Here is a 22,011-nt window from a genome sequence, read left to right on the forward strand (position 1 = left end):
CCCGCGCAGGGCGGTAAAACGCAAAAACCTCAGGTCACAAAGAACTCAGGTTTGCGCAGGGGCCAGCAATTGCGTAGTGACCAGGGCGGCCAGCGCGTTTTCCTGGGTGCCGAAGCGCTTGAGCAGCACGGCTTGTTTGTCTGCGCTGAGGCGGTTCCAGACCTCGACCATCTGCAGGGCAGCATCGAGTACGGCGGTGTCCGGGGGAGTGTCAGTCATGGCAGGTATCTCGGATGATTCAGGCAGTGTGGAAAGCGCTCAAAGCTGCGCTTTCCACACGGTCTGGTACGGCGTCAGTCCTGGCTTTTGCTGTCGACTGGTTTTGCTTCTTTGGCCTCAGGCTGCTTGTCGCTGGCCTGCTGCGGTGTTGGCTGCTCTGTAGGGTGCAGGCTTGGGAAGGGGAGATTAGGTATCTCGTGCATTGTCGTCGCTCCTCGCAAGGTCTGTTTTTTCAATCGCAGGTGATTGCGCGCTCTCAAAAAGCCTTGGCAGGATACAGCACTGTAAATGACAAATAGACTTTTATCTCGACGAATAGGTGACCCTTGATCCTGCAAACGCAAGTGACATGGGGTCACACTTACCTTTAGAAAGGCACTTTGCCCAGGATCATGTCGCGATACATCACAAAATCCCCGAGCAAGCTGTAGAACGGGTGCTGAAACGTCGCCGGGCGGTTTTTTTCGAAGAAGAAGTGACCGATCCACGCAAAGCTGTAGCCAGCAATCGGCACGGCAATCAGTAGGCCCAGCGAGCCTCTCCCGATGGCGTACGCCAAAATCCCGATCACCAGCGTGGTGCCGATAAAATGTAGGCGCCGGCACGTGCTGTTGCCGTGCTCGCTCAGGTAATAAGGGTAGAACTCAGCAAAGCTATTGAATTGCTTGACGTTTTCCACAGTGACCGGCCCTTTGATTGTTATGCCGCCCAACAGGTGTTCGGCGGGGAGCTTATTTGAGTCTAGAGTGATCAGTGGTAACGGCCAGTGACAATAGATGCCACTTTAGTATCCTTGGCTTCCTGGCTGCCATTTGAACCTGCTTTTTTAAGAAGACGCCATGAGCGAACGAACAACTTCTGCAAGCTGGGCGATGGGGATCGTCAAGGCATTGGAAATGGACGGCTTGGATTGCCGCGCCTTGTTCAAGCAGCTCGGCCTGGACTACGCCGCCCTGAATGACCCCGATGCGCGGTTTCCGCAAGACTCCATGACGCGCCTGTGGCAACGGGCGGTAGCGCTTTCAGGCAACCCGGCGATCGGCCTGAACATGGGTAAAGTGGTGCGCCCGGCGTCGTTTCATGTGGCTGGCTATGCACTGATGTCCAGCAATACCCTTGCCGAGGGCTTTATGCGCCTGGTGCGCTACCAGCGCATCATTGCCGAAAGTGCAGACCTGAGTTTCCGACTGATCCCCGAAGGTTATGCGCTGATTCTGACGGTGCATGGCGATCACCTGCCGCCCACCCGGCAAAGCGCCGAAGCTTCGCTGGCCAGCGCCTTGGCCCTGTGCGGTTGGCTGACCGGTCGTACCCTGCAGCCGCGCAAGGTGGTGTTGCAAGGTGATCAGCCGGCGGACCTGTCACCCTACAAACAAGCCTTCCATGCGCCTTTGGAATTCAACGCGCCCTATGACGCGCTGATTTTCGAGCGGGCCGACATGGACGCGCAGTTGCCCACGGCCAACGAGGCCATGGCGCTGCTGCATGATCGATTTGCCGGCGAATACCTGGCGCGTTTTTCGGAGAGCCGCGTGACCCACAAGGCACGGCAGGTGTTGTGCCGGCTGTTGCCCCAGGGTGAGCCCAAACGAGAAGTGGTGGCCCAGACGTTGCACCTTTCCCAGCGCACCTTGCAGCGGCGTCTACAGGAGGAGGGCACCAGCTTTCAGACCCTGCTCGATGACACCCGCCGCGAATTGGCCGAGCAGTACCTGGCGCAGCCCAGCATGACGTTATTGGAAATCGCCTACCTGTTGGGTTTTGCCGACCCGAGCAACTTCTTTCGCGCGTTTCGTCGTTGGTTCGACGCCACGCCCGGCGAATACCGGGCGCGGTTGCTGGAAGCGTCGGCCGTCAGTGGCGCCAAAACGCCGGAATGCACAGAACAAAGACTGTAATGATCTCCAGTCGGCCCAGCAGCATGCCGAGTGACAGGATCCACTTGGCCGCATCCGGCAGGCTGGCGAAGTTACCCGCAGGGCCAATGGTTTCGCCCAGGCCAGGGCCGACGCCGGAGACGGTACTGGCTGCGCCGGTCAAGGCGGTCATCCAGTCCAGGCCCAGAAGCGACAAGGCCAGGGCGATGGCGCAGATGGTAATGGCGAAGAAAAACGAGAACGTCAGGATCGAACGCACGATCTCTTCGTCAAGGCGATGGCCGTTGTACTTCTGCTTGATCACCGCGCGCGGGTGAATCAGTTGGTTCAAGTTGGCCTTGAGCAGGATATAGGCGACCTGAAAACGGAAGATCTTGATCCCACCCGCCGTAGAGCCTGAACAACCACCGATAAAGCCCAGGTAAAAGAACAGCATCAGTGAGAAGTTGCCCCACAGGCTGTAGTCCCCCAATGCAAAACCCGTGGTGGTGACCACCGAGGTCACGTTCAACGCCACATGACGCAAGGCTTCCAGCCAATGCAGGTTGGTGGTCCACCAGTACCAGGTGCCCAGTACCAGCCAGGTCACGATCAACAAACCGAGCAAACCCTGCACTTGCTGATCCTTGATCAACGCCTTGCGGTTGCCACGCAAGGTGGCCACATAGAGCGTGAACGGCAAGCTGCCGAGGATCATCACCACCACCGCCACCCAGTGCACGGCAGGTTGTTTCCAGTGGGCCAGGGACTCATCCGAAGTGGAGAAGCCCCCGGTGGAAATCGCCGACATCGCGTGGTTGATCGCATCGAACAGGCCCATCCCGGCCCACCAGAACGCCAGGCTGCCGAGGATGGTGATGCCGACGTAGGCCGCCACGATCAGCCGCGCCACCATGTGCGAGCGGGGCATGACCTTTTCCGAGCGGTCCGAGGATTCGGTCTGGAACAGGCGCATGCCACCAATGCGCAGCAGTGGCAGGATCGCCACCGCCATGCCGATAAAGCCGATGCCACCCAGCCAGTGCAGCAGCGAGCGCCAGATCAGGATGCCTGGCGACATGGCGTCCAGGCCGCTCAACACGGTGGAGCCGGTGGCGGTGATACCGGACATGCTTTCAAAAAACGAGTCGGTGTAGCTGATGTGTTGGGTCAACAGAAACGGCAACGCCGCAAAGATGCACACCACCACCCAGCTTGTCACTGTGAGCAGGTACATGTCCCGCGGGCGCAGGTGCACATGCTCGGGGCGACCTGGAATCACCAGGGCCAGGCCGGCAAGAAAGGTGATCATGCTGGCCCACAGGAAAGAGGGCAGGTCACTGGTGCGTTCGAAGATCACCAGGGTCGCCATTGGCACGACCATGGCGATCGCGAGGGTGATCAGGAAGATGCCGATGATGAAACCGATAATGCGTAGGGTCGGCAACGCCATGAAGTGAGCTCGGGGTTATTGGGCAGAGGCGCCATTCTACCTGCGGTGCAGGTCTTGTAAACCGGGGCTTGGAAGCGATGTAAGTCTGATGTGGGCTTGCTCGCGAATGCGCAGTGTCAGTCAACGGATTCACTTGCTGATCCACCGCATTCGCGAGCAAGCCCGCACACATTGGTTTTGTGGCGCCTGATTGATTGTCGACAGGCGCACACAAAAAAGGCGACCCAAAGGCCGCCTTTTCCAATTCGCTACTGATCAGAACTCGTGATCAGCGCTGTCCGGGTTCAAGTCGCTGATGCCCAGCTTGCCTGCCGCCGCTTCGATCGAACCGGTCTGCTTGACCAGCGCAGCGATGGCGTCACGCACGATCTGGTTGCCCGCATCGTTACCGGCAGCGATCAACTGGTCGTAGTGCTCACCCTTGTTGGCGTGGTCAACCATGACCTGGATCTTCGCTTCGGTGGCTGCCAGCTCCGCTTTCAGCGCGGTATCGGCAGCTGGATCGGCCTTGGCCACCAGGGATGACAGGCTGGCGCCGGTCATTTTGGTGCCGTCAACGCGGGTGTACTCGCCCAGGTAGACGTTGCGGATACCCTTGGCGTCATAGAAGTGCGAGTTGTGGGTGTTGTCGCTGAAGCAGTCTTGCTCGTCTTCCGGCGAGTTGGCTTCCAGGGAAACCTTCATGCGCTCACCGGCCAGTTCGCCGAGGGACAGGCTGCCCATGCCGAACAGCATCTTGCGCACGCCGTCGGTGGCAGGTTCTGCCTCCAGGGTGGCGCGGTAGTTGTCTTCGACGTTTGGTTTCCAGTTGCCGACCATTTCTTCCAGGTCGCTGACCAGCAGTTGAGTCACAGCGCTCAGGTAGGCACGGCGACGCTCGTTGTGGCCGCCTGTAGCGCCGTCGCCGGTCAGGTAGTCCGACGCAGGACGGTTGCCGGCGCCTGGGCCGGTGCCGTTCAGGTCTTGGCCCCAGAGCAGGAATTCGATGGCGTGGTAACCGGTGGCGACGTTGGCCTCGGAGCCGCCCAGCTCATTGAGGCTGGCGAGTTTTTCCGGGGTGATGTCCTTCACGTCGACCTTGTCTTCGCCGACCTGGATCTCGGTATTGGCGATGATGTTGGCGGTGGCGCCTGGGTTACCCAAGGCGTGTTCGTAGGACTTGTCGGTGTAGTCGATCAGGCCTTCGTCGAGCGGCCATGCGTTCACCTGGCCTTCCCAGTCGTCGATGATGGTGTTGCCGAAGCGGAATACTTCGCTTTGCAGGTACGGAACGCGGGCGGCGACCCAGGCGGTACGCGCGGCTTTCAGGGTTTCGTCGTTCGGCTTGGCGAGAAACGCGTCGATCGCAGTTTGCAGGGTTTTAGCGGTGGACTCGGCGTCACTGTAGACCGCAAACACCATGTCTGCGTAATGCGCGACCACGGCCTTGGCGGCGGCTTCGTCGATCTGACCGGCAGGGGTGGCAGCGGCTGGAGCGGTGGTGCTGGTAGCCGGGGTCGGCGCCTGGTTTGCAGGGGCCTTGTCTTTACCTTCGCCGCAACCGGCGAGAGAAATGGCAATGGCCAGTAGACTGGCGGTGGCCAGGGGCATACGAATCATGGCGAACATCCTGCTTCGGTTGTTGAGAGGGCGCGCGGGGGCGCGCAAAGCTGCGACATAATGCGAAAGATTTGCATTTTGTGTAAAGGGTTATACGCGGGAAATATTCAGTATCATCTTGCCAGGTCAGAGAATGGCGGCGTTATTGCGCTCCGATTGCTTCAAAAAAGCCGCCAGCTCTCGGGCCTGCAAGGGTTTGCTGTAGTGGTAACCCTGACCCTCATGGCAGCCTTCGGAGATGATGTAAGCCTCCTGCTCAGCGGTTTCCACGCCTTCGGCGATCACCTGCATGCCCAGGCTTTTGCCCAGCTGGATGATCGCGCGCACGATGGTGGCGTCGTCATCATCGTCCAGCAGGTCCTGGACGAAGCTCTTGTCTATCTTGATCTTGTCCAAGGGCAGGCTTTTCAAGTAGCTGAGGGATGAGTAGCCGGTGCCGAAGTCATCAATCGCGATCAACGCCCCGGACCGGCGCAGGCTCAGCAGGTGCTGGGCGGCGGTGCTGATGTCTTCCATCAAGCCGGTTTCCGTGACTTCCAGTTCCAGGCTGCGCGGCGGCAAGCGGTAGATTTGCATCAGGTTATTGACCACCCGCGGCAACTCGGTGTGGTGCAACTGCACGGTGGACAGGTTGACCGCCATGCGCAGGTCGGTAAAGCCCAGGTCGTGCCATTCGCGTAATTGGCGGCAGGCTTGGTCGAGTACCCATTCGCCTATCGGGATAATCGTGCCGTTTTGCTCCGCCAGCGGGATAAACAGGTCCGGCGGGACCATGCCGTGTTCCGGGTGCTGCCAGCGCAGCAGGGCTTCCACGCCCACTACACGGTGGTCGCGGTAACTGATCTGCGGCTGGTACACCAGGTGGAATTGATTGCGGCTGAGGGCGTCGCGCAGGTCTTTTTCCAGCTCCCGGCGGCGGCGCATTTCACTGTCGACGCTGGCGATATAGAACTGATAGCGGTTGCGCGAGCGGGTCTTGGCCAGGGTCATGGTCTGTTCGGCTTTTTGCAGCAGCGTTTCAGTGCTGTCGCCGTCTTCCGGGAATAAGGTGATGCCGATGGTGGCGCGCAGTCGAATCTGTTGGTGATCGAGGACGAAGTCTGCTTCCAGGTCATCAAGGATGCTTTGCGCCAGCTCGGCGGCTTCGTAAGGCTGTTCGATATCGGCTTGGACCAGCGCAAACTGATCTCCGCCCAGACGGGCCAGGGTGCCGAGGCGCCCACTGTGCGCGCGTAAACGGTCTGCCAGCGCCAGCAGCAGTTTGTCGCCGGCCTGATAGGTGAACTGTTCGTTGACGCTTTTGAAATCATCCAGCCCCACGCACAACACTGCTACGCGCCGTTGTCGGCGGCCTGCGTCAATAAGGATCTTGTCCAGTTGCTCCTGCAGTTTCTGGCGGTTCGGTAAACCGGTCAGGAAGTCGTACTGGGCCATGCGCAGCAGGCTGGTTTCGGCTTCATGGCGCAGGTGGGTGTTGCGCTCGATTGACTCGAGCAGCTGGTTGGCGGTGTTGATCCACAGCCCCAATTCGTTGCGTTCGTGACCCTTGAGCTGCGGGATCTTGTGTTCGCTGGGCCGGTCCGGGTTGATCGACGTCAGGTGTTCGATAATCCGCGACAGCGGCTTGGTCAGCAGCCAGTGATAAACCAGGTAGAGCACTAGGCCCATGGCGAGGGCGCGCAATACACCGGAAATAAAAATGATCACCGAATTGACGATAAATCCCTGGCCATAGGTGGCCGTGTCGAGGGTGATACTCAGGTCACCGTAATACTCGCTGTAGGGGCCTTTGCCGACCAGGGGCGTGGTAAACGTGCGTTCCTGGCCAAGAATCAGGTCGGTCAACCAGCGGCTGGGGGCGTGCTGCAAAGTGCGGCTCTTCTCGGCCAGCATGGTTTCGTCGGGGTGGCCGATGGACGCCATGCGCACCGCGTCATCCTGGAACAGCCCCTCAATCACTTGCATGCCCATTTCGCGGTCCAGGCTGTAGATGGCCTGGGTCGAGGGGTCGCGAAACATGTCGAGGATGCGCTGTGCATCGCTGACCACGGCCTGGCGCGTCTTGTAGGCATCGTAAACGATCTGCGCCACGCTCAGCGATACGCCCACAATCAATGCCGACAGCAGCACAACCCGTAGCAACTTCACGGACAAGCTGTTCTTGAGTTCCAGCTTCAAAGGGGCATTCCTTGTCTCATGCGGGTGGCCTTCAATATGCCATGAGTATTGGCAATCACGTGAGGGCAGTCAAAGGAACATTAGAGCCGCAGACGTCTTGATGCGGGATACGCAGAAAAAACCAAAAAAAACGGCGGATTTACTCCGCCGTCTGGGTGCTCGACTGACCTGTGGTCAGGTCAATGCCCTTCCAGGCCGTGAGCGTGTTCACTGATAGGCGGAAATCTCGATCTTTGGCGGCGGTGGCGGCATCATGTCTTCGCCTGGCCGGCCGGGTGCATTGGCACCACCGCCTTCACCGCCCCCTCCACCACCCGCACCACCGGCGAGGCCTTTCATCAGCCCGCTGATGAGTTGCATCGCCATCTGCCCACCTGCTTTTCCGATTTCTTCCATCGTGACTCTCCAGAAGCGTGTGAGAGGGTTATTCCTCTCACTGCGTGGGTGGCACATTCCTTTGTGCGGGTTCCACCATTCCGGGCAAGTCGCTGATGTTGAACGCACAAAAAAGCCCGGCAATCGCCGGGCTCTTTCTACTGCAAGCGTTGCTTAGGCAGTGAAGGTTTTGCCTTCGAACTGCTCAGCCACGAACTTCCAGTTGACCAGGTTCCAGAACGCTTCCACATACTTTGGACGCACGTTGCGGTAGTCGATGTAGTAGGCGTGTTCCCACACATCGCAGGTCAGCAGCGGGGTGTCACCGCTGGTCAGCGGGTTGCCGGCGCCGATGGTGCTGGCCAGGGCCAGGGAACCGTCAGCCTTTTTCACCAGCCAGCCCCAACCGGAACCGAAGGTGCCGACAGAAGTCTTGGTGAACTCTTCCTTGAACTTGTCGAACGAACCAAACGCAGCGTTGATGGCTTCAGCCAGCGCGCCGGTAGGTTGGCCGCCGGCGTTTGGCGCCAGGCAGTTCCAGTAGAAGGTGTGGTTCCAGACCTGAGCGGCGTTGTTGAAGATGCCGCCCGAAGAGGATTTAACGATCTCTTCCAGGGTCTTGCCTTCGAACTCGGTGCCTGGCACCAGGTTGTTCAGGTTCACGACATAGGTGTTGTGGTGCTTGTCGTGGTGAAATTCCAAGGTTTCCTTGGAGATGTGCGGCTGCAGGGCATCGTGTGCGTAGGGCAGCGGCGGCAATTCGAAAGCCATGATGATTCTCCTAATCAGGTCAGTTGCGGTGAGCGCAAGGCCGATCACGGGCGGCCAAACAAGCGCCGGGGAGTTTGTACTCTTTGCGGCGCCGGGTCCGGATCATAGCACCGGGGGTGCGGCAAAACCACGCAACAACTGTGTGGGATAGAGGTTCCAGAGCGTTTTGGAATATTCCTCAGGCGCTGATCAATTGGTAGGCCACGCTGAACATCATCAGTGCTACCAACAGGTCCAGCAGGCGCCAGGTGGCGGGACGCGCCAGCCAGGGGGCCAGCCAGGCCGCGCCGAGTGCCAAAGTCGCGAACCACAGGAGCGAGGCGCTGGCGGCACCGGCCACATAGGCGCCGGGCTCGGTTTGTTGCGCGCCGAGAGAGCCGATCAGCAATACAGTGTCCAAGTACACGTGAGGGTTGAGCAGTGTCACCGCCAAGGCACTGAGCAACACGGCGCGCAAGGACCGCACCTGCAGGTTGTCGCCTTGTTCCAGGCTCTGTTTTGAACAGGCCCGACGCAGTGCACAAGCCCCGTACCAGATCAGGAATGCTGCGCCGCCCCAGCGCGCAATCGCCAGCAGTAAAGGGTTTTGTGCCAGCACTGTGGCCAGGCCAAACACCCCGGCAGCCACCAGCAGGGCATCGCAGATCACACACAACGCCGCGACCGGCAAGTGATGCTCGCGACGCAGGCTTTGCGCCAATACAAAGGCATTCTGGGAACCGATGGCCATGATCAGGCCGAGCGCGACCAGCAGGCCATTCAGATAGCTTTGCCACATAGGGTTTACTCCGCGTCCGCTGCCAATCGCCGCAAAACGTGCAGGGCGCGCTCGGCGTCGGCACGCCCGACAAACAGGTGGTCGTGGTAATAGCCGGCAATCACATTGCAACTGATGCCGGCCTTGCCCAGTGCGCTGGCGAAGGCGGCGGTCAAGCCCACGGCTTCCAGGGCCGAGTGCACATTCAAGGTGATCCACGCGGCAACGTAGTCAAAGGCCAGGCCCGCCTGTTCCGCCTGCTGGCGTTCAACGATCAGGGTCAGGCCTTCCTGCTCGCGAAAGCTGCCGATCACCTCGCAACCGGCAGGGATACGGTGATCGGGCAGGGTGCAGAACACGTAGTCACCCTCATTGAGATGGGGGCTCATGCTGCGCAGCAAGGTTGCCAGGGCGGTTTCGCCAGCCATGGGAGGTTCCTTATAGAGAGAAGCGATGCTGGCTATTCTCTTGGCATAGGCTGTATAAGAAAAACAAATATTACTGATCGCTCATTAGAGAAACTGATGTTCGACTATAAATTGCTTTCTGCCCTGGCGGCGGTGGTGGAACAGGCTGGCTTCGAGCGCGCCGCGCAAGTGTTGGGGCTCTCGCAATCGGCGATCTCCCAGCGCATCAAGTTGCTCGAGGCGCGCATCGGCCAGCCGGTGCTGGTGCGGGCCACGCCGCCGACGCCTACCGAGATCGGCCGTCGCCTGCTCAACCATGTGCAACAGGTGCGCCTGTTGGAGCGCGACCTGCAAAGTCAGGTGCCGGCACTGGACGAGGAAGGCATGCCCGAGCGTCTGCGCATCGCGTTAAACGCCGATAGCCTGGCCACCTGGTGGGCCGAGGCCGTCAGCGATTTTTGCGCCGAACAACATTTGCTGCTGGATTTGGTGGTGGAAGACCAGACCGTGGGCCTCAAACGCATGCGTGCTGGCGAAGTGGCCGCCTGCATCTGCGCCAGCGAGCGCCCGGTTGCTGGGGCACGCAGCCTGTTGCTGGGCGCTATGCGCTACCGGGCGCTGGCGAGCCCGGTTTTTATAACCCGGCACTTTCCGGATGGCGTACGCGCTGATCAACTGGCGCGCACCCCGGCACTGGTGTTCGGCCCGGATGATTTCCTGCAACACCGTTACCTGGCGTCCCTCGGTGTGGACGGTGGTTTCGAGCACCATTTGTGCCCATCGTCCGAAGGCTTCATCCGTTTGACAGAAGCAGGCCTGGGCTGGGGGCTGGTGCCGGAATTGCAGGTGCGCGACCAACTGGAAAAGGGCGTATTGCTCGAGTTATTGCCAGATAAGCCCATCGACGTGCCGTTGTACTGGCATCATTGGCGCAGTGGCGGGCAACTGCTGGGCTTGTTGACCGATCACCTGGCCCAGGCATGTGGCCAATGGTTGGTGCCCTATCAGCAGTGACAAGCGTCAAGCTGCAAGCTGCAAGAGAAGAACTTGCAGATCGTATTTAACTTGCGGCTTATAGCTTGAAGCTTGCAGCTGCATCCGTAGGAGGCTCCATGAAAGTTCTGGTCACCGGCGCAAGCGGCTTCATTGGCGGGCGCTTTGCGCGTTTCGCCTTGGAGCAGGGCCTGGACGTGCGGGTCAACGGGCGGCGCGCCGAAGGTGTGGAACACCTGGTGAGGCGCGGCGCTGAGTTTATCCAGGGTGATCTGAATGACGCCGACCTGGTGCGCGGGCTGTGCCGCGATGTCGAAGCCGTGGTGCATTGCGCTGGCGCTGTCGGGCTGTGGGGGCGCTATCAGGACTTTCACCAGGGCAACGTGCTGGTCACTGAGAACGTGGTCGAGGCCTGCCTCAAGCAACGGGTCGGCCGACTGGTGCACCTGTCGTCGCCATCGATCTACTTTGACGGCCGCGACCACCTGGGCCTGACTGAAGAGCAAGTCCCCAAGCGCTTCAAGCATCCCTATGCAGCCACCAAATACCTGGCGGAACAAAAGGTATTCGGCGCCCAGGAGTTCGGCCTCGAAGTGCTGGCCCTGCGCCCGCGCTTCGTTACTGGCGCCGGCGACATGAGCATCTTCCCACGCCTGCTGAAAATGCAGCGCAAGAACCGCCTGGCTATCGTCGGCGATGGCCTGAACAAAGTCGATTTCACCAGCGTGCACAACCTCAACGAAGCGCTGCTCAGCAGCCTGCTCGCTACCGGTTCAGCGCTAGGCAAGGCCTACAACATCAGCAACGGCACGCCGGTGCCGGTGTGGGATGTGGTGAACTACGTGATGCGCCAAATGGAGTTGCCGCAGGTAACGCGGTATCGGTCCTACGGTTTGTCCTACAGCGTAGCGGCCCTCAACGAAGCCTTCTGCGCAATGTGGCCAGGGCGTCCGGAGCCAGCATTGTCACGCCTGGGCATGCAAGTCATGAACAAAGATTTCACGTTAGACATCAGCCGCGCCAGGCATTATCTGGACTACGAGCCCAAGGTCAGCCTGTGGACCGCCCTCGACGAGTTCTGCAGTTGGTGGAAGGCCCAGGACCCAGGGTTCAAGTAAGCACACAACAGGCAACACTTCGGGAACCGAATCTGGCATTCCAGGTCGATCAGTGCGCCGGGAAGGCGGTTTATACTCCCGTCGCTCGCCACTTCACCGATTCAGGGTTGATTCATGCGCAACGATGCTAAAGACGACTTCGACAACGTTCCCAGCCTGCGGGCCGATGTCGGGGATGACGATGATTTCGAACCTACCCCGGCCACCTCGGTGCGTTCGCGCAACACTAAGGTCGTCAAGGTCAAGAGCGCCAGCACTGGCCCGTTGTGGGCTTTGATCGGCGCTTTGCTGATCGCTTTTGCGGGCCTGGCCTGGTGGAGCTTCCAGCAGATTTCCCTGATGGGCCAGCAATTGGTTGCCACCCAGGAAAGTTTTGCGCGCATCAGCGAAGAAGCGGCGGGGCGTCTGCAAGATATTTCCGGCAAGGTGGTGGCCAGTGAAGCCAGCGTCAACAACGGCAGCGAAGCGTTGAAACTGCAGATCAAGCAACTCGAAAGCCAGTTGCTGGAGCAGGGCAAACAGCAGGTCGGCGTGGCCGGCCGGGCCACCGAGTTGGATAAGCGCCTGGCGCAAATGACAGCCAGCACCACTGAACTGTCTAACGCCAACAGCAAGCTGCAAGGCCAGGTCCAGGCCCTGACCGACGCCGTGGCGACGCTTAAGGCGGCGCAAGGCGACGCAGGTAAGCGCGATGCCGAAATCAAAGAGCTTTCCGCTGACGTGGCCGCGTTGAAGAAACAGGGCAACCCAAGTGCGGCCATCGCCCGCATCGAGCAGGATCTGGTAGTGCTCAAAAGCGCGCAGGATAACCAGCCGGTCAATAGCGATGCGCCTACGAATAAAGAGTTCGACGTGTTCCGCATCCAGACCACGCGTAATATCACCACCTTGCAGAGCCAGGTGCGGAACCTGCAGCAACAGCTCAACGCGCCGGCGAAGATCACCCCGCGTGGCCAGTGACCGTTGCTGAGATAACACGGGTGTAAACCGATTTAAATGGGGGGGGGCGAGCACGCCCGCTCCCCCATTCGAGTTGCAGCCAAGCGCTCGATAATGGTCGCTTGCAACATTGTCACCAGTCGGTGACATTTCCCATCCCCTTCGTTACATGCCCCCACCGCGCCCTTGTTTAGACTCCGGTCATCCCACAAAAAATAATAAGGGCCACCCATGACCACGCAACCACTGCCTGCCAGCAGTTGGCTGAACGCGCCTGCCCATCACGCTTGGCTTGCCGCCGAAGGCCAGCGCCTGCTGGCATTCGCCAAGGCGTCTCGACTGCCCGATGGTTTCGGTAACCTTGACGACAAGGGCCAGTTGCCAGCCGATGCCCACGCCGAAACCATGAACACCGCCCGCATGACTCACAGCTTCGCCATGGCTCATGCCTTGGGCTTGCCTGGGTATGCCGAGCTGGTCGCACACGGTGTGGCGGCCCTCAGTGGTCCGCTGCGCGACGCTGAGCACGGAGGCTGGTTCGCCGCCCCCCACGCCCTCGATGGCAATCGTGGCAAGGCTGCTTACCTGCACGCCTTTGTCGCCTTGGCCGCGAGCTCGGCGGTGGTGGCCGGCGCTCCCGGTGCACAAAACCTGTTGAACGACGCCATCCATATCATCGACCAGTTTTTCTGGAGCGAGGAGGAGGGCGTGATGCTCGAGTCGTTCGCCCAAGACTGGAGCGGCATCGAAGCCTATCGCGGCGCCAACAGCAACATGCACGCCACCGAAGCCTTCCTCGCCCTGGCCGATGTCACCGGCGATACACGCTGGCTGGACCGCGCGATGCGGATCGTCGAGCGGGTGATCCACACCCACGCCGCCGCCAACCAGCACATGGTGATCGAGCATTTCGACGCGCACTGGCAACCGCTGCTCGGTTACAACGAAGACAACCCCGCCGACGGCTTCCGGCCCTACGGCATTACCCCCGGCCACGGTTTTGAATGGGCACGGTTGGTGCTGCATTTGGAAGCGGCACGCCTGCAAGCCGGGTTGGCCACGCCGGACTGGTTGGTGAACGACGCCAAGGGCCTGTTCGCCAGCGCCTGCGAATATGCCTGGTCCGTGGATGGCGCCCCCGGCATCGTCTACACCCTGGACTGGACCTACCGACCGGTTGTGCGCGAGCGCTTGCATTGGACCCACGCCGAAGCCAGCGCCGCTGCCCAAGCCTTGCTCAAGCGTACCGGCGAGTTGCACTACGAAACGTGGTACCGGCGCTTCTGGGAGTTTTGCGAGGCCCACTTTATCGACCGTACCCACGGCAGTTGGCACCACGAACTCAGCCCTCATAACACGCCCAGCAGCAACATCTGGGGCGGCAAGCCAGACCTGTACCATGCCTGGCAAGCGGTATTGCTGCCTGTGCTGCCGTTAGCGCCAAGCATGGCCAGTGCAATAGGGGCTGGGCGTTATGTCACCAGTTGGTGACATTTGGGCGTCCCTTTGTTACCTGCGCCTCAAAAATCCATGTTTAAACTCCGTGCAGCGCAAGCTTAAGACTTGCATGCATAACAACAAGAAAAGGTATTCAGATGAACGCGATTAATCGCCTCGCCGTAGCTATTTCCATTGCCTCGTTGTTTCCCCTCAGTGCATTTGCCGCCGACTCGAAAGGGACGGTTGAAGTTGTGCATTGGTGGACCTCGGGCGGTGAAAAAGCGGCTGTAGATGTCCTGAAGGCCCAAGTTGAAAAAGACGGCTTCACCTGGAAAGACGGTGCCGTCGCAGGTGGCGGTGGCGCCACGGCCATGACCGTGCTGAAAAGCCGCGCGGTCGCCGGCAACCCGCCCGCCGTTGCCCAGATCAAAGGCCCCGACATCCAGGAATGGGCGTCCACCGGCCTGCTCGACACCGACGTTCTGAAGTCTGTCGCCAAAGACGAAAAATGGGACTCCCTGCTCGACAAGAAAGTCTCCGACACCGTGAAGTACGACGGTGACTACGTTGCCGTACCGGTCAACATCCACCGCGTGAACTGGCTGTGGATCAACCCGGAAGTCTTCAAGAAAGCCGGCATCACCAAGAACCCAACCACCCTCGAAGAATTCTACGCAGCGGGCGACAAGCTCAAGGCCGCGGGCTTCATTCCGCTCGCCCATGGTGGCCAGCCGTGGCAGGACAGCACCGTTTTCGAAGCCGTCGTCCTGTCGGTGATGGGTGCCGATGGCTACAAGAAAGCCCTGGTCGACCTGGATAACGCCGCACTGACCGGTCCGGAAATGGTCAAGTCGCTGACCGAGCTGAAGAAAGTCGCGACTTACATGGACGTCGACGGTAAAGGCCAGGACTGGAACCTCGAAGCGGGCAAAGTCATCAACGGCAAGGCCGGCATGCAGATCATGGGTGACTGGGCCAAGTCCGAATGGACCGCTGCCAAGAAAGTCGCCGGTAAAGACTACGAGTGCGTAGCGTTCCCGGGCACCGACAAAGCCTTTACCTACAACATCGACTCCCTGGCGGTGTTCAAGCAGAAAGACAAAGGCACTGCGGCGGGTCAGCAGGACATCGCCAAAGTCGTGCTGGGTGAAAACTTCCAGAAAGTGTTCAGCATCAACAAGGGTTCGATCCCTGTGCGTAACGACATGCTGACCAAAATGGATTCGTACGGCTTCGACTCTTGCGCCCAGGCTGCCGCCAAGGACTTCCTGGCAGACGCCAAGACCGGCGGCCTGCAGCCAAGCATGGCGCACAACATGGCTACGACCCTGGCTGTGCAAGGTGCGTTCTTTGACGTCGTGACCAACTTCATCAACGACCCGAAAGCTGACCCAGCCGACACCGCCAAGAAACTCGGCGCTGCGATCAAGTCGGCCAAATAAGCTACAAGCTGCAAGTTAAACGCTGCAACTGGTGTGCTGCCTCTCTTGCCGCTTGTAGCTTGTAACTTGCAGCTGCCTTTATTCTTTTAGTGGATTTTCCCATGAGTTCTGTTGCTGTGTTCAGCAAAGCCTCGCCGTTCGATGCACTGCAGCGCTGGCTACCCAAACTGGTGCTGGCGCCCAGCATGTTCATCGTGTTGGTGGGCTTCTACGGCTACATCCTGTGGACGTTTGTACTGTCGTTTACGACATCTACGTTCCTGCCAAGCTACAAATGGGCGGGTCTTGCGCAATATGAGCGTCTGTTCGACAACGACCGCTGGTGGGTCGCGAGCAAGAACTTGGCCCTGTTTGGCGGGATGTTTATCGGCATCACCCTGGTTATCGGCGTGACACTGGCGATCTTCCTCGACCAGAAAATCCGTCGCGAAGGCTTTATCCGCACCGTTTACCTGTACCCCATGGCGCTCTCGATGATCGTCACCGGTACCGCCTGGAAATGGCTGCTCAACCCGGGCATGGGCCTGGACAAACTTCTGCGTGACTGGGGCTGGGAAGGCTTCCGTCTCGATTGGCTGATCGACCCGGACCGCGTGGTCTACTGCCTGGTGATTGCCGCGGTATGGCAAGCGTCGGGCTTCATCATGGCGATGTTCCTCGCCGGCCTGCGGGGGGTTGATCAATCGATCATCCGCGCCGCGCAGATCGACGGCGCGAGCATGCCGCGCATCTACTGGAGCGTGGTGCTGCCGAGCCTGCGTCCGGTGTTCTTCAGTGCGGTGATGATCCTGGCGCACATTGCGATCAAGAGCTTCGACCTGGTGGCGGCGATGACTGCTGGCGGCCCAGGCTATTCGTCCGACCTGCCTGCGATGTTCATGTACTCGTTCACCTTCAGCCGTGGCCAGATGGGCGTGGGCTCGGCCAGTGCAATCCTGATGCTCGGTGCGATCCTCGCGATCATCGTGCCTTACCTCTACTCCGAGCTGAGGACCAAACGTAATGACTAGTCTCGTCTCCAAATCGCCCATCAGCCTGAGTCGCATCGCGATCTACGCGGTGCTGATCCTTGCCGTGCTGCTGTACCTGGTGCCGCTGGTGGTGATGCTGCTCACCAGCTTCAAGACCCCGGAAGACATCAGCACCGGCAACCTGCTGAGCTGGCCAACCGTGGTCTCCGGCATCGGCTGGGTCAAGGCCTGGGCCACCGTGGATGGCTACTTCTGGAACTCGATCAAGATCACAGTGCCCGCTGTGCTGATCTCCACCGCTATCGGTGCGTTGAACGGCTACGTGCTGTCGTTCTGGCGCTTCCGGGGTTCGCAGTTGTTCTTCGGTCTGTTGTTGTTCGGCTGCTTCCTGCCATTCCAGACCGTGCTGCTGCCGGCTTCCTTCACCCTCGGCAAGATGGGCCTCGCCAGCACCACCACCGGCCTGGTGTTTATCCATGTGGTCTACGGCCTGGCGTTCACCACGCTGTTTTTCCGTAATTACTACGTCAGCATTCCGGATGCGCTGATCAAGGCGGCGCGCCTGGACGGTGCCGGTTTCTTCACCATTTTCCGCCTGATCATCCTGCCGATGTCGACCCCGATCATCATGGTCTGCCTGATCTGGCAGTTCACCCAGATCTGGAACGACTTCCTGTTCGGTGTGGTGTTCTCCAGTGGCGACTCCCAGCCCATCACGGTGGCGCTGAACAACCTGGTCAACACCAGCACTGGGGCCAAGGAATATAACGTGGACATGGCGGCGGCGATGATCGCCGGGCTGCCGACCCTGCTGGTCTATGTGATCGCAGGCAAGTATTTCGTGCGCGGCCTCACGGCCGGCGCGGTCAAGGGGTAATCATGGCTACGCTTGAACTTCGCAATGTAAACAAGACCTATGGCGCCGGCCTGCCCGACACCTTGAAGAATATCGAACTGTCGATCAAGGAAGGCGAATTCCTGATCCTGGTCGGCCCTTCGGGGTGCGGTAAATCCACGCTGATGAACTGCATCGCTGGCCTGGAAACCATCACCGGTGGCGCGATCATGATCGGTGATCAAGACGTGAGCGGCATGAGCCCCAAGGATCGCGACATCGCCATGGTGTTCCAGTCCTACGCGCTGTACCCGACCATGAGCGTGCGCGAGAACATCGAGTTCGGCCTCAAGATCCGCAAGATGCCCCAGGCCGAGATCGACGCTGAAGTGGCGCGCGTGGCCAAGCTGCTGCAGATCGAACACCTGCTTAACCGCAAGCCGGGCCAGCTATCCGGTGGCCAGCAACAGCGTGTGGCCATGGGCCGTGCCCTGGCGCGTCGGCCGAAGATCTACCTGTTCGACGAACCGCTGTCCAACCTCGACGCCAAGCTACGCGTCGAGATGCGCACCGAAATGAAACTGATGCACCAGCGTCTCAAGACCACCACGGTCTACGTGACCCACGACCAGATCGAAGCGATGACCCTGGGCGATAAAGTCGCGGTGATGAAGGACGGCATCATTCAGCAGTTCGGCACGCCAAAAGACATCTACAACAACCCGGCCAACCAGTTCGTGGCGAGCTTTATCGGTTCGCCGCCGATGAACTTCGTGCCCCTGCGCCTGCAGCGCAAGGACGGTCGCCTGGTGGCCGTGCTCGACAGCGGCCAGGCCCGTTGCGAGCTGGCGCTGAACGTGACAGACGCCGGCCTTGAAGACCGCGACGTGATCCTGGGCTTGCGTCCGGAGCAAATCATGTTGGCGGCGGGTGAGGGCGACACGGCGTCGAGTATTCGTGCCGAAGTCCAGGTCACCGAGCCGACCGGCCCGGATACCCTGGTGTTTGTGCAACTCAACGACACCAAGGTCTGCTGCCGACTGTCGCCCGACGTGGCACCCCAGGTGGGCGAGACCCTGACGTTGCAATTCGACCCTTCCAAGGTCTTGCTGTTCGACGCCCAAACGGGCGAGCGATTGGGCACTGCTTCCTCATTGCCTGCACAGGGGCATGCCGACAATGTGGCCCAATTCAAAGGCCGCTGAAGCAGATAACGTGTTGTTTTAGATAAAAAAGTTAACCGCGTTAAATAAAAACAGTTTAATAACAATAAAGACGAGGATGTAGGGATGAAAAAGCAACACAACAACACTCGATTGATCTGCCAAATGTCAGCCGCAGCAGCCCTGGTATTGTCCGCCAATGCGATGGCGGCCGATGCGTTCAGCGCTGATTCGAAGTGGATGACCGGCGATTGGGGCGGTGAACGTACCAAGCTGATCGAGCAAGGTATCGACATCAAGGCTGACTACGTAGGGGAGATGGGCTACAACGCGCATGGCGGTTACAACACCGACAAGACGGGTCGTTACGCCGACCAGTTCGGTTTGGGCGTAGCGCTGGACCTGCAAAAGCTGTGGGGTTGGGATAACACCCAGGCCAAGATCCAGTTCACCAACCGTAATGGCCAGAACATCTCCAACGACCGCATCGGCGACCCACGTGCCGGCACGCTCAGTTCGTCGATGGAAGTCTACGGCCGTGGCCACATGGTGCGTCTGACCCAGTTCTGGATCCAGCACCAGATGTTCGACAACAAGCTGGACGTCAAACTCGGCTACTTCGGTGAAGGCGAAGACTTCAACACCTTCCCGTGCGACTTCCAGAACCTGTCGTTCTGCGGCTCCCAGGTCGGCAACTACGTGAACACCTGGTACAACTGGCCCGTCAGCCAGGCCGCGATCCGCGTGAAGTACAACATCACGCCTGAGCTGTATGCGCAAATCGGTGCCTACAACCAGAACCCATCGCAGCTCGAGCACGGCAACGGCTTCAAGCTCAGCGGCAGCGGCACCAAGGGCACCGTGATTCCTGTGGAATTGGTTTGGTCGCCGAAGGTCAACAACCTGCCGGGCGAATACCGTGTGGGTTACTACAAGAGCGCGGCTGATGCTGCCGACGTACGTGAAGACGTGAACGGCAACGATGCGGCTACCACTGGCGCCGCGTACCGTACCCGCAGCAGCAAGAAAGGCTACTGGTTTGTTGCCCAACAGCAACTCACCACGCATAACGGCGACGCTTCCCGCGGCTTGAATATCGCGGCCAACGCCACCTTCCACGACAAAGAAACCAACCTGGTCGACAACTACCAGTCGTTGATGCTGGTGTACAAAGGCCCATTCGACGCACGTCCAAAAGATGACGTCGGCATTGGCGCTGCTCGCCTGCACGTCAACGATGACGTGAAGAAGAACGCTGAGCTGCTGAACGTCGCCAATGGTGTGAATGATTACGACAATGCGCTGTTCTCGCCCATTCGCGAGACCGAGTACAACTTCGAAATCAACTACGGCTTCCACGTTACCAACTGGCTGACCGTGCGTCCTAACCTGCAATACGTCGTCCAGCCTGGCGGCGTGGATAAAGTCGACAACGCGCTCGTGGCGGGTCTGAAAATTCAGTCTACGTTCTAACGCTGTTGCGATAAGCTCCTCTCTCTGTGCGCATTTTGCGGGTAGCCATGGCTATCCGCTTTTTTTTGGGTCGCATTGTGAAGATATTCAGGACCGTGGCACATGCATGAGCAACCGCTGCAACGTTTTTTCAAATCCCTGCGCGAGCGTCCAGTGTTCGCCTGGGAGCGCTTTCAGATGCGCGATGTATTGGTCATTGATCATCCGCTGTGCCAGGCGGTGTTCAGTCGCCAGGGCGCGCAGCTGTTGCACTTCCAACCCCGTGGCCAGAAACCCTGGTTGTGGTGTGCAGCCAAGTGGCCACAGGTCGGCGCCATCCGTGGTGGCGTACCGGTGTGCTGGCCGTGGTATGGCCGCCACCCGAGCGAAAATGCCTGGCCGTCCCATGGCTGGGCGCGGCTGATCGACTGGAAACTGCTCGACAGCAGCACTGACGACGAGGGTGTGCGCCTGCACTGGCAATTGCAGTTGTGCGACTGGCAGGTGGACTTGCACGCGCACCTGGGGGAGACCCTGGAACTGCGCCTGAGCACCGAGCACCAGGACGAGCTGCCGTGCCAGCTGAGCCATGCTTTGCACGCTTATTGGCGTATCGGTCACGTTGATGAGGTAGCGCTGTCTGGGCTTGATGGCGCGCAAGGTTACGACCAGCTCAATCGCCAGGTTTGCCAGCAGGAAGGTGAGCTAAGGGTAGAGGGCGGGTGCCAGCGGGTGTTTCAGCATGACGGTGAGTTGCAGCTCAAGGACCATGCCTGGCAGCGTGAACTGTGCATTGATACGGGTGACAGCGCCGACACGGTGGTGTGGCATCCCGGCAGCCGGCCACTGTTGGGGGTGAGCTTTAACGAGGCGTCGGGGTTTGTGTGCGTGGAGTCGGCGATGCCCGGGGCCAGTTTGGCGCCGGGGGAGAGGGCGCATTTGAGTTTGCAGGCGCGGGCAGGGTTTTAGCGGTGTGGCTGATGACGCTATCGCGGGCAAGCCCGGCGCCCACATGGGAATGCATTCCAGTGTGGAAGCGGGCTTGACCGCGATCAGGCCGGTAGTGCCACGGCAAATTTCTGTTTAGTTGAACTCATCGCCCACCGGATACCGGCTGTCATTCAAGCTTTCCTTGATCTTGCGCAAATGCGGCTGGAAATCCACGCCACGACGCAAAGTCATGCCGGTCGCCAACACATCCAGCACCGTCAACTGGATGATCCGCGAGGTCATCGGCATGTAGATGTCGGTGTCTTCCGGCAGCGGAATGTTCAAGCTCACCGTACTGGCCTTGGCCAGCGGCGAATTCTCAGCCGTCACGCCCAGCACGGAAGCGCCGTTTTCCCGTGCGATCCTCGCCACTTCCACCAGCTCACGGGTACGCCCGGTGTAGGAAATGATCACGAACAACTCGCCCGTGTGCGCCACCGAGGCGATCATGCGCTGCATCAGCACGTCGGCGTGGGCGGTAACGGCCAGGTTGAAACGGAAGAACTTGTGCAGCGCATCCATGGCCACCGGGGCCGAAGCGCCCAGGCCGAAGAAGTGGATCTGCCGTGCCTGGATCAACAAATCCACGGCTTTGCTGATCAGGGCAGGGTCCAGCGCCTGGCAGGCACTGTCCAGCGAGGCGATGGCGCTGCCGAAGATTTTCTGGGTGTAGGCCTCAGGGTTATCATCGGCCTCCACCGCGTGGCTGACATACGCCGCGCCACTGGCCAGGCTTTGCGCCAGCTGCAATTTCAGTTCAGGGTAACCGCTCACGCCGAACGAACGGCAGAAACGGTTGACCGTCGGTTCACTGACCGAGGCAGCCTGGGCGAGGGCGGCGATAGAGAAGCGGGTCGCCTGCTGCGGGTTGAGCAGGATGACCTCGGCGACTTTTTTCTCTGCCTTGTTCAATTCTTCGAGGCGATTCCGGATCTGTTCCAGAAGATTTCGCACGCGGTCCATTCAGTCTTTCCTTCGGGCGACGATGCAAATAAAAGGTGGCGACCAATCGATGAGTGGTCTTTTGCGGTGGCCTATCCTACTGAGGGTAGC

21 protein-coding genes are annotated in these 22,011 nt (G+C 59.8%); 11 read left to right on the plus strand and 10 right to left on the minus strand.

Translation table 11 applies throughout. The features are described 5' to 3' along the window. Positions 1–45 precede the first annotated feature (45 nt). On the minus strand, positions 46–219 hold the full coding sequence (locus AACY08_RS15200) for a hypothetical protein (RefSeq protein WP_339470157.1): 174 nt from the start codon (positions 217–219) through the stop codon (positions 46–48). A gap of 367 nt (positions 220–586) precedes the next feature. Further along, positions 587–898, minus strand: coding sequence for a DUF962 domain-containing protein (locus tag AACY08_RS15205; protein WP_049711785.1), 312 nt, complete (start codon positions 896–898; stop codon positions 587–589). A 160-nt stretch (positions 899–1,058) separates the two neighbouring features. Here AACY08_RS15205 and AACY08_RS15210 point away from each other — a divergent pair, with 160 nt between their 5' ends. Continuing rightward, positions 1,059–2,117, plus strand: a complete 1,059-nt coding sequence (locus AACY08_RS15210; protein ID WP_339470158.1) for an AraC family transcriptional regulator — start codon at positions 1,059–1,061, stop codon at positions 2,115–2,117. On the opposite strand, the gene AACY08_RS15215 is transcribed toward AACY08_RS15210, so the two are convergent. From AACY08_RS15215 to AACY08_RS15245, 7 genes are all read right to left on the minus strand, one after another. Continuing rightward, a complete protein-coding gene (locus tag AACY08_RS15215; protein ID WP_339417138.1) occupies positions 2,074–3,528 on the minus strand; it encodes a TrkH family potassium uptake protein in 1,455 nt (484 codons plus the stop codon). The genes AACY08_RS15210 and AACY08_RS15215 overlap by 44 nt on opposite strands. A 255-nt stretch (positions 3,529–3,783) precedes the next feature. Further along, complete coding sequence (locus AACY08_RS15220) at positions 3,784–5,127, minus strand: imelysin family protein (protein WP_339470159.1); 1,344 nt, start codon at positions 5,125–5,127, stop codon at positions 3,784–3,786. 126 nt (positions 5,128–5,253) lie between these two features. After that, positions 5,254–7,305 carry a putative bifunctional diguanylate cyclase/phosphodiesterase gene (locus AACY08_RS15225; RefSeq protein WP_339470160.1) on the minus strand — a complete coding sequence of 684 codons (2,052 nt, stop codon included), beginning with the start codon at positions 7,303–7,305 and terminating at the stop codon, positions 5,254–5,256. Positions 7,306–7,512: 207 nt separating this feature from the next. Then, positions 7,513–7,701 carry a hypothetical protein gene (locus tag AACY08_RS15230; protein ID WP_049711790.1) on the minus strand — a complete coding sequence of 63 codons (189 nt, stop codon included), beginning with the start codon at positions 7,699–7,701 and terminating at the stop codon, positions 7,513–7,515. Positions 7,702–7,854: 153 nt separating this feature from the next. Then, positions 7,855–8,451 (minus strand): superoxide dismutase, encoded by a 597-nt coding sequence (locus AACY08_RS15235; RefSeq protein WP_017125974.1) that lies wholly within the window; start codon positions 8,449–8,451, stop codon positions 7,855–7,857. A 178-nt stretch (positions 8,452–8,629) separates the two neighbouring features. Continuing rightward, positions 8,630–9,229 carry a LysE/ArgO family amino acid transporter gene (locus AACY08_RS15240; RefSeq protein WP_339470161.1) on the minus strand — a complete coding sequence of 200 codons (600 nt, stop codon included), beginning with the start codon at positions 9,227–9,229 and terminating at the stop codon, positions 8,630–8,632. Between the two features lie 5 nt (positions 9,230–9,234). After that, the gene (locus AACY08_RS15245; protein ID WP_339470162.1) at positions 9,235–9,636 is read right to left on the minus strand and encodes an ACT domain-containing protein; all 402 of its coding nucleotides are present in this window, start codon (positions 9,634–9,636) and stop codon (positions 9,235–9,237) included. 96 nt (positions 9,637–9,732) lie between these two features. On the opposite strand from AACY08_RS15245, the gene AACY08_RS15250 reads away from it, so the two are divergent. The 10 genes from AACY08_RS15250 (at position 9,733) to AACY08_RS15295 (ending at position 20,937) form a co-directional block, all read left to right on the plus strand. Next, positions 9,733–10,629 carry a LysR family transcriptional regulator ArgP gene (locus AACY08_RS15250; protein ID WP_339470163.1) on the plus strand — a complete coding sequence of 299 codons (897 nt, stop codon included), beginning with the start codon at positions 9,733–9,735 and terminating at the stop codon, positions 10,627–10,629. Between the two features lie 98 nt (positions 10,630–10,727). After that, on the plus strand, positions 10,728–11,726 hold the full coding sequence (locus AACY08_RS15255; RefSeq protein ID WP_339470164.1) for an NAD-dependent epimerase/dehydratase family protein: 999 nt from the start codon (positions 10,728–10,730) through the stop codon (positions 11,724–11,726). Positions 11,727–11,840: 114 nt separating this feature from the next. Next, positions 11,841–12,686: an ATPase gene (locus AACY08_RS15260; protein ID WP_339470166.1), complete on the plus strand. Its 846-nt coding sequence runs from the start codon at positions 11,841–11,843 to the stop codon at positions 12,684–12,686. 210 nt (positions 12,687–12,896) lie between these two features. After that, complete coding sequence (locus AACY08_RS15265; RefSeq protein WP_339470167.1) at positions 12,897–14,156, plus strand: D-mannose isomerase; 1,260 nt, start codon at positions 12,897–12,899, stop codon at positions 14,154–14,156. Between the two features lie 104 nt (positions 14,157–14,260). Then, positions 14,261–15,547, plus strand: a complete 1,287-nt coding sequence (locus AACY08_RS15270) for an ABC transporter substrate-binding protein (RefSeq protein WP_339417115.1) — start codon at positions 14,261–14,263, stop codon at positions 15,545–15,547. Positions 15,548–15,648: 101 nt separating this feature from the next. After that, positions 15,649–16,557 carry a carbohydrate ABC transporter permease gene (locus tag AACY08_RS15275; RefSeq protein WP_339470168.1) on the plus strand — a complete coding sequence of 303 codons (909 nt, stop codon included), beginning with the start codon at positions 15,649–15,651 and terminating at the stop codon, positions 16,555–16,557. Continuing rightward, positions 16,550–17,395, plus strand: coding sequence for a carbohydrate ABC transporter permease (locus tag AACY08_RS15280; RefSeq protein ID WP_065873551.1), 846 nt, complete (start codon positions 16,550–16,552; stop codon positions 17,393–17,395). The genes AACY08_RS15275 and AACY08_RS15280 overlap by 8 nt, the downstream gene beginning before the upstream one ends. Positions 17,396–17,397: 2 nt before the next feature. Then, positions 17,398–18,558, plus strand: a complete 1,161-nt coding sequence (locus tag AACY08_RS15285) for an ABC transporter ATP-binding protein (protein WP_339417111.1) — start codon at positions 17,398–17,400, stop codon at positions 18,556–18,558. An 84-nt stretch (positions 18,559–18,642) separates the two neighbouring features. Next, positions 18,643–19,989 carry a carbohydrate porin gene (locus tag AACY08_RS15290; RefSeq protein ID WP_339417110.1) on the plus strand — a complete coding sequence of 449 codons (1,347 nt, stop codon included), beginning with the start codon at positions 18,643–18,645 and terminating at the stop codon, positions 19,987–19,989. 102 nt (positions 19,990–20,091) lie between these two features. Beyond that, the gene (locus AACY08_RS15295) at positions 20,092–20,937 is read left to right on the plus strand and encodes a D-hexose-6-phosphate mutarotase (RefSeq protein ID WP_339438098.1); all 846 of its coding nucleotides are present in this window, start codon (positions 20,092–20,094) and stop codon (positions 20,935–20,937) included. A gap of 114 nt (positions 20,938–21,051) precedes the next feature. Here the strand turns inward: AACY08_RS15295 and AACY08_RS15300 are convergent, their stop codons facing one another. Beyond that, positions 21,052–21,912 carry a MurR/RpiR family transcriptional regulator gene (locus tag AACY08_RS15300; RefSeq protein ID WP_339436061.1) on the minus strand — a complete coding sequence of 287 codons (861 nt, stop codon included), beginning with the start codon at positions 21,910–21,912 and terminating at the stop codon, positions 21,052–21,054. Between the last annotated feature and the right edge of the window lie 99 nt (positions 21,913–22,011).

It is taken from the genome of Pseudomonas sp. EL_65y_Pfl1_R83 (assembly GCF_963970695.1).
Taxonomy (GTDB): domain Bacteria; phylum Pseudomonadota; class Gammaproteobacteria; order Pseudomonadales; family Pseudomonadaceae; genus Aquipseudomonas; species Aquipseudomonas tritici.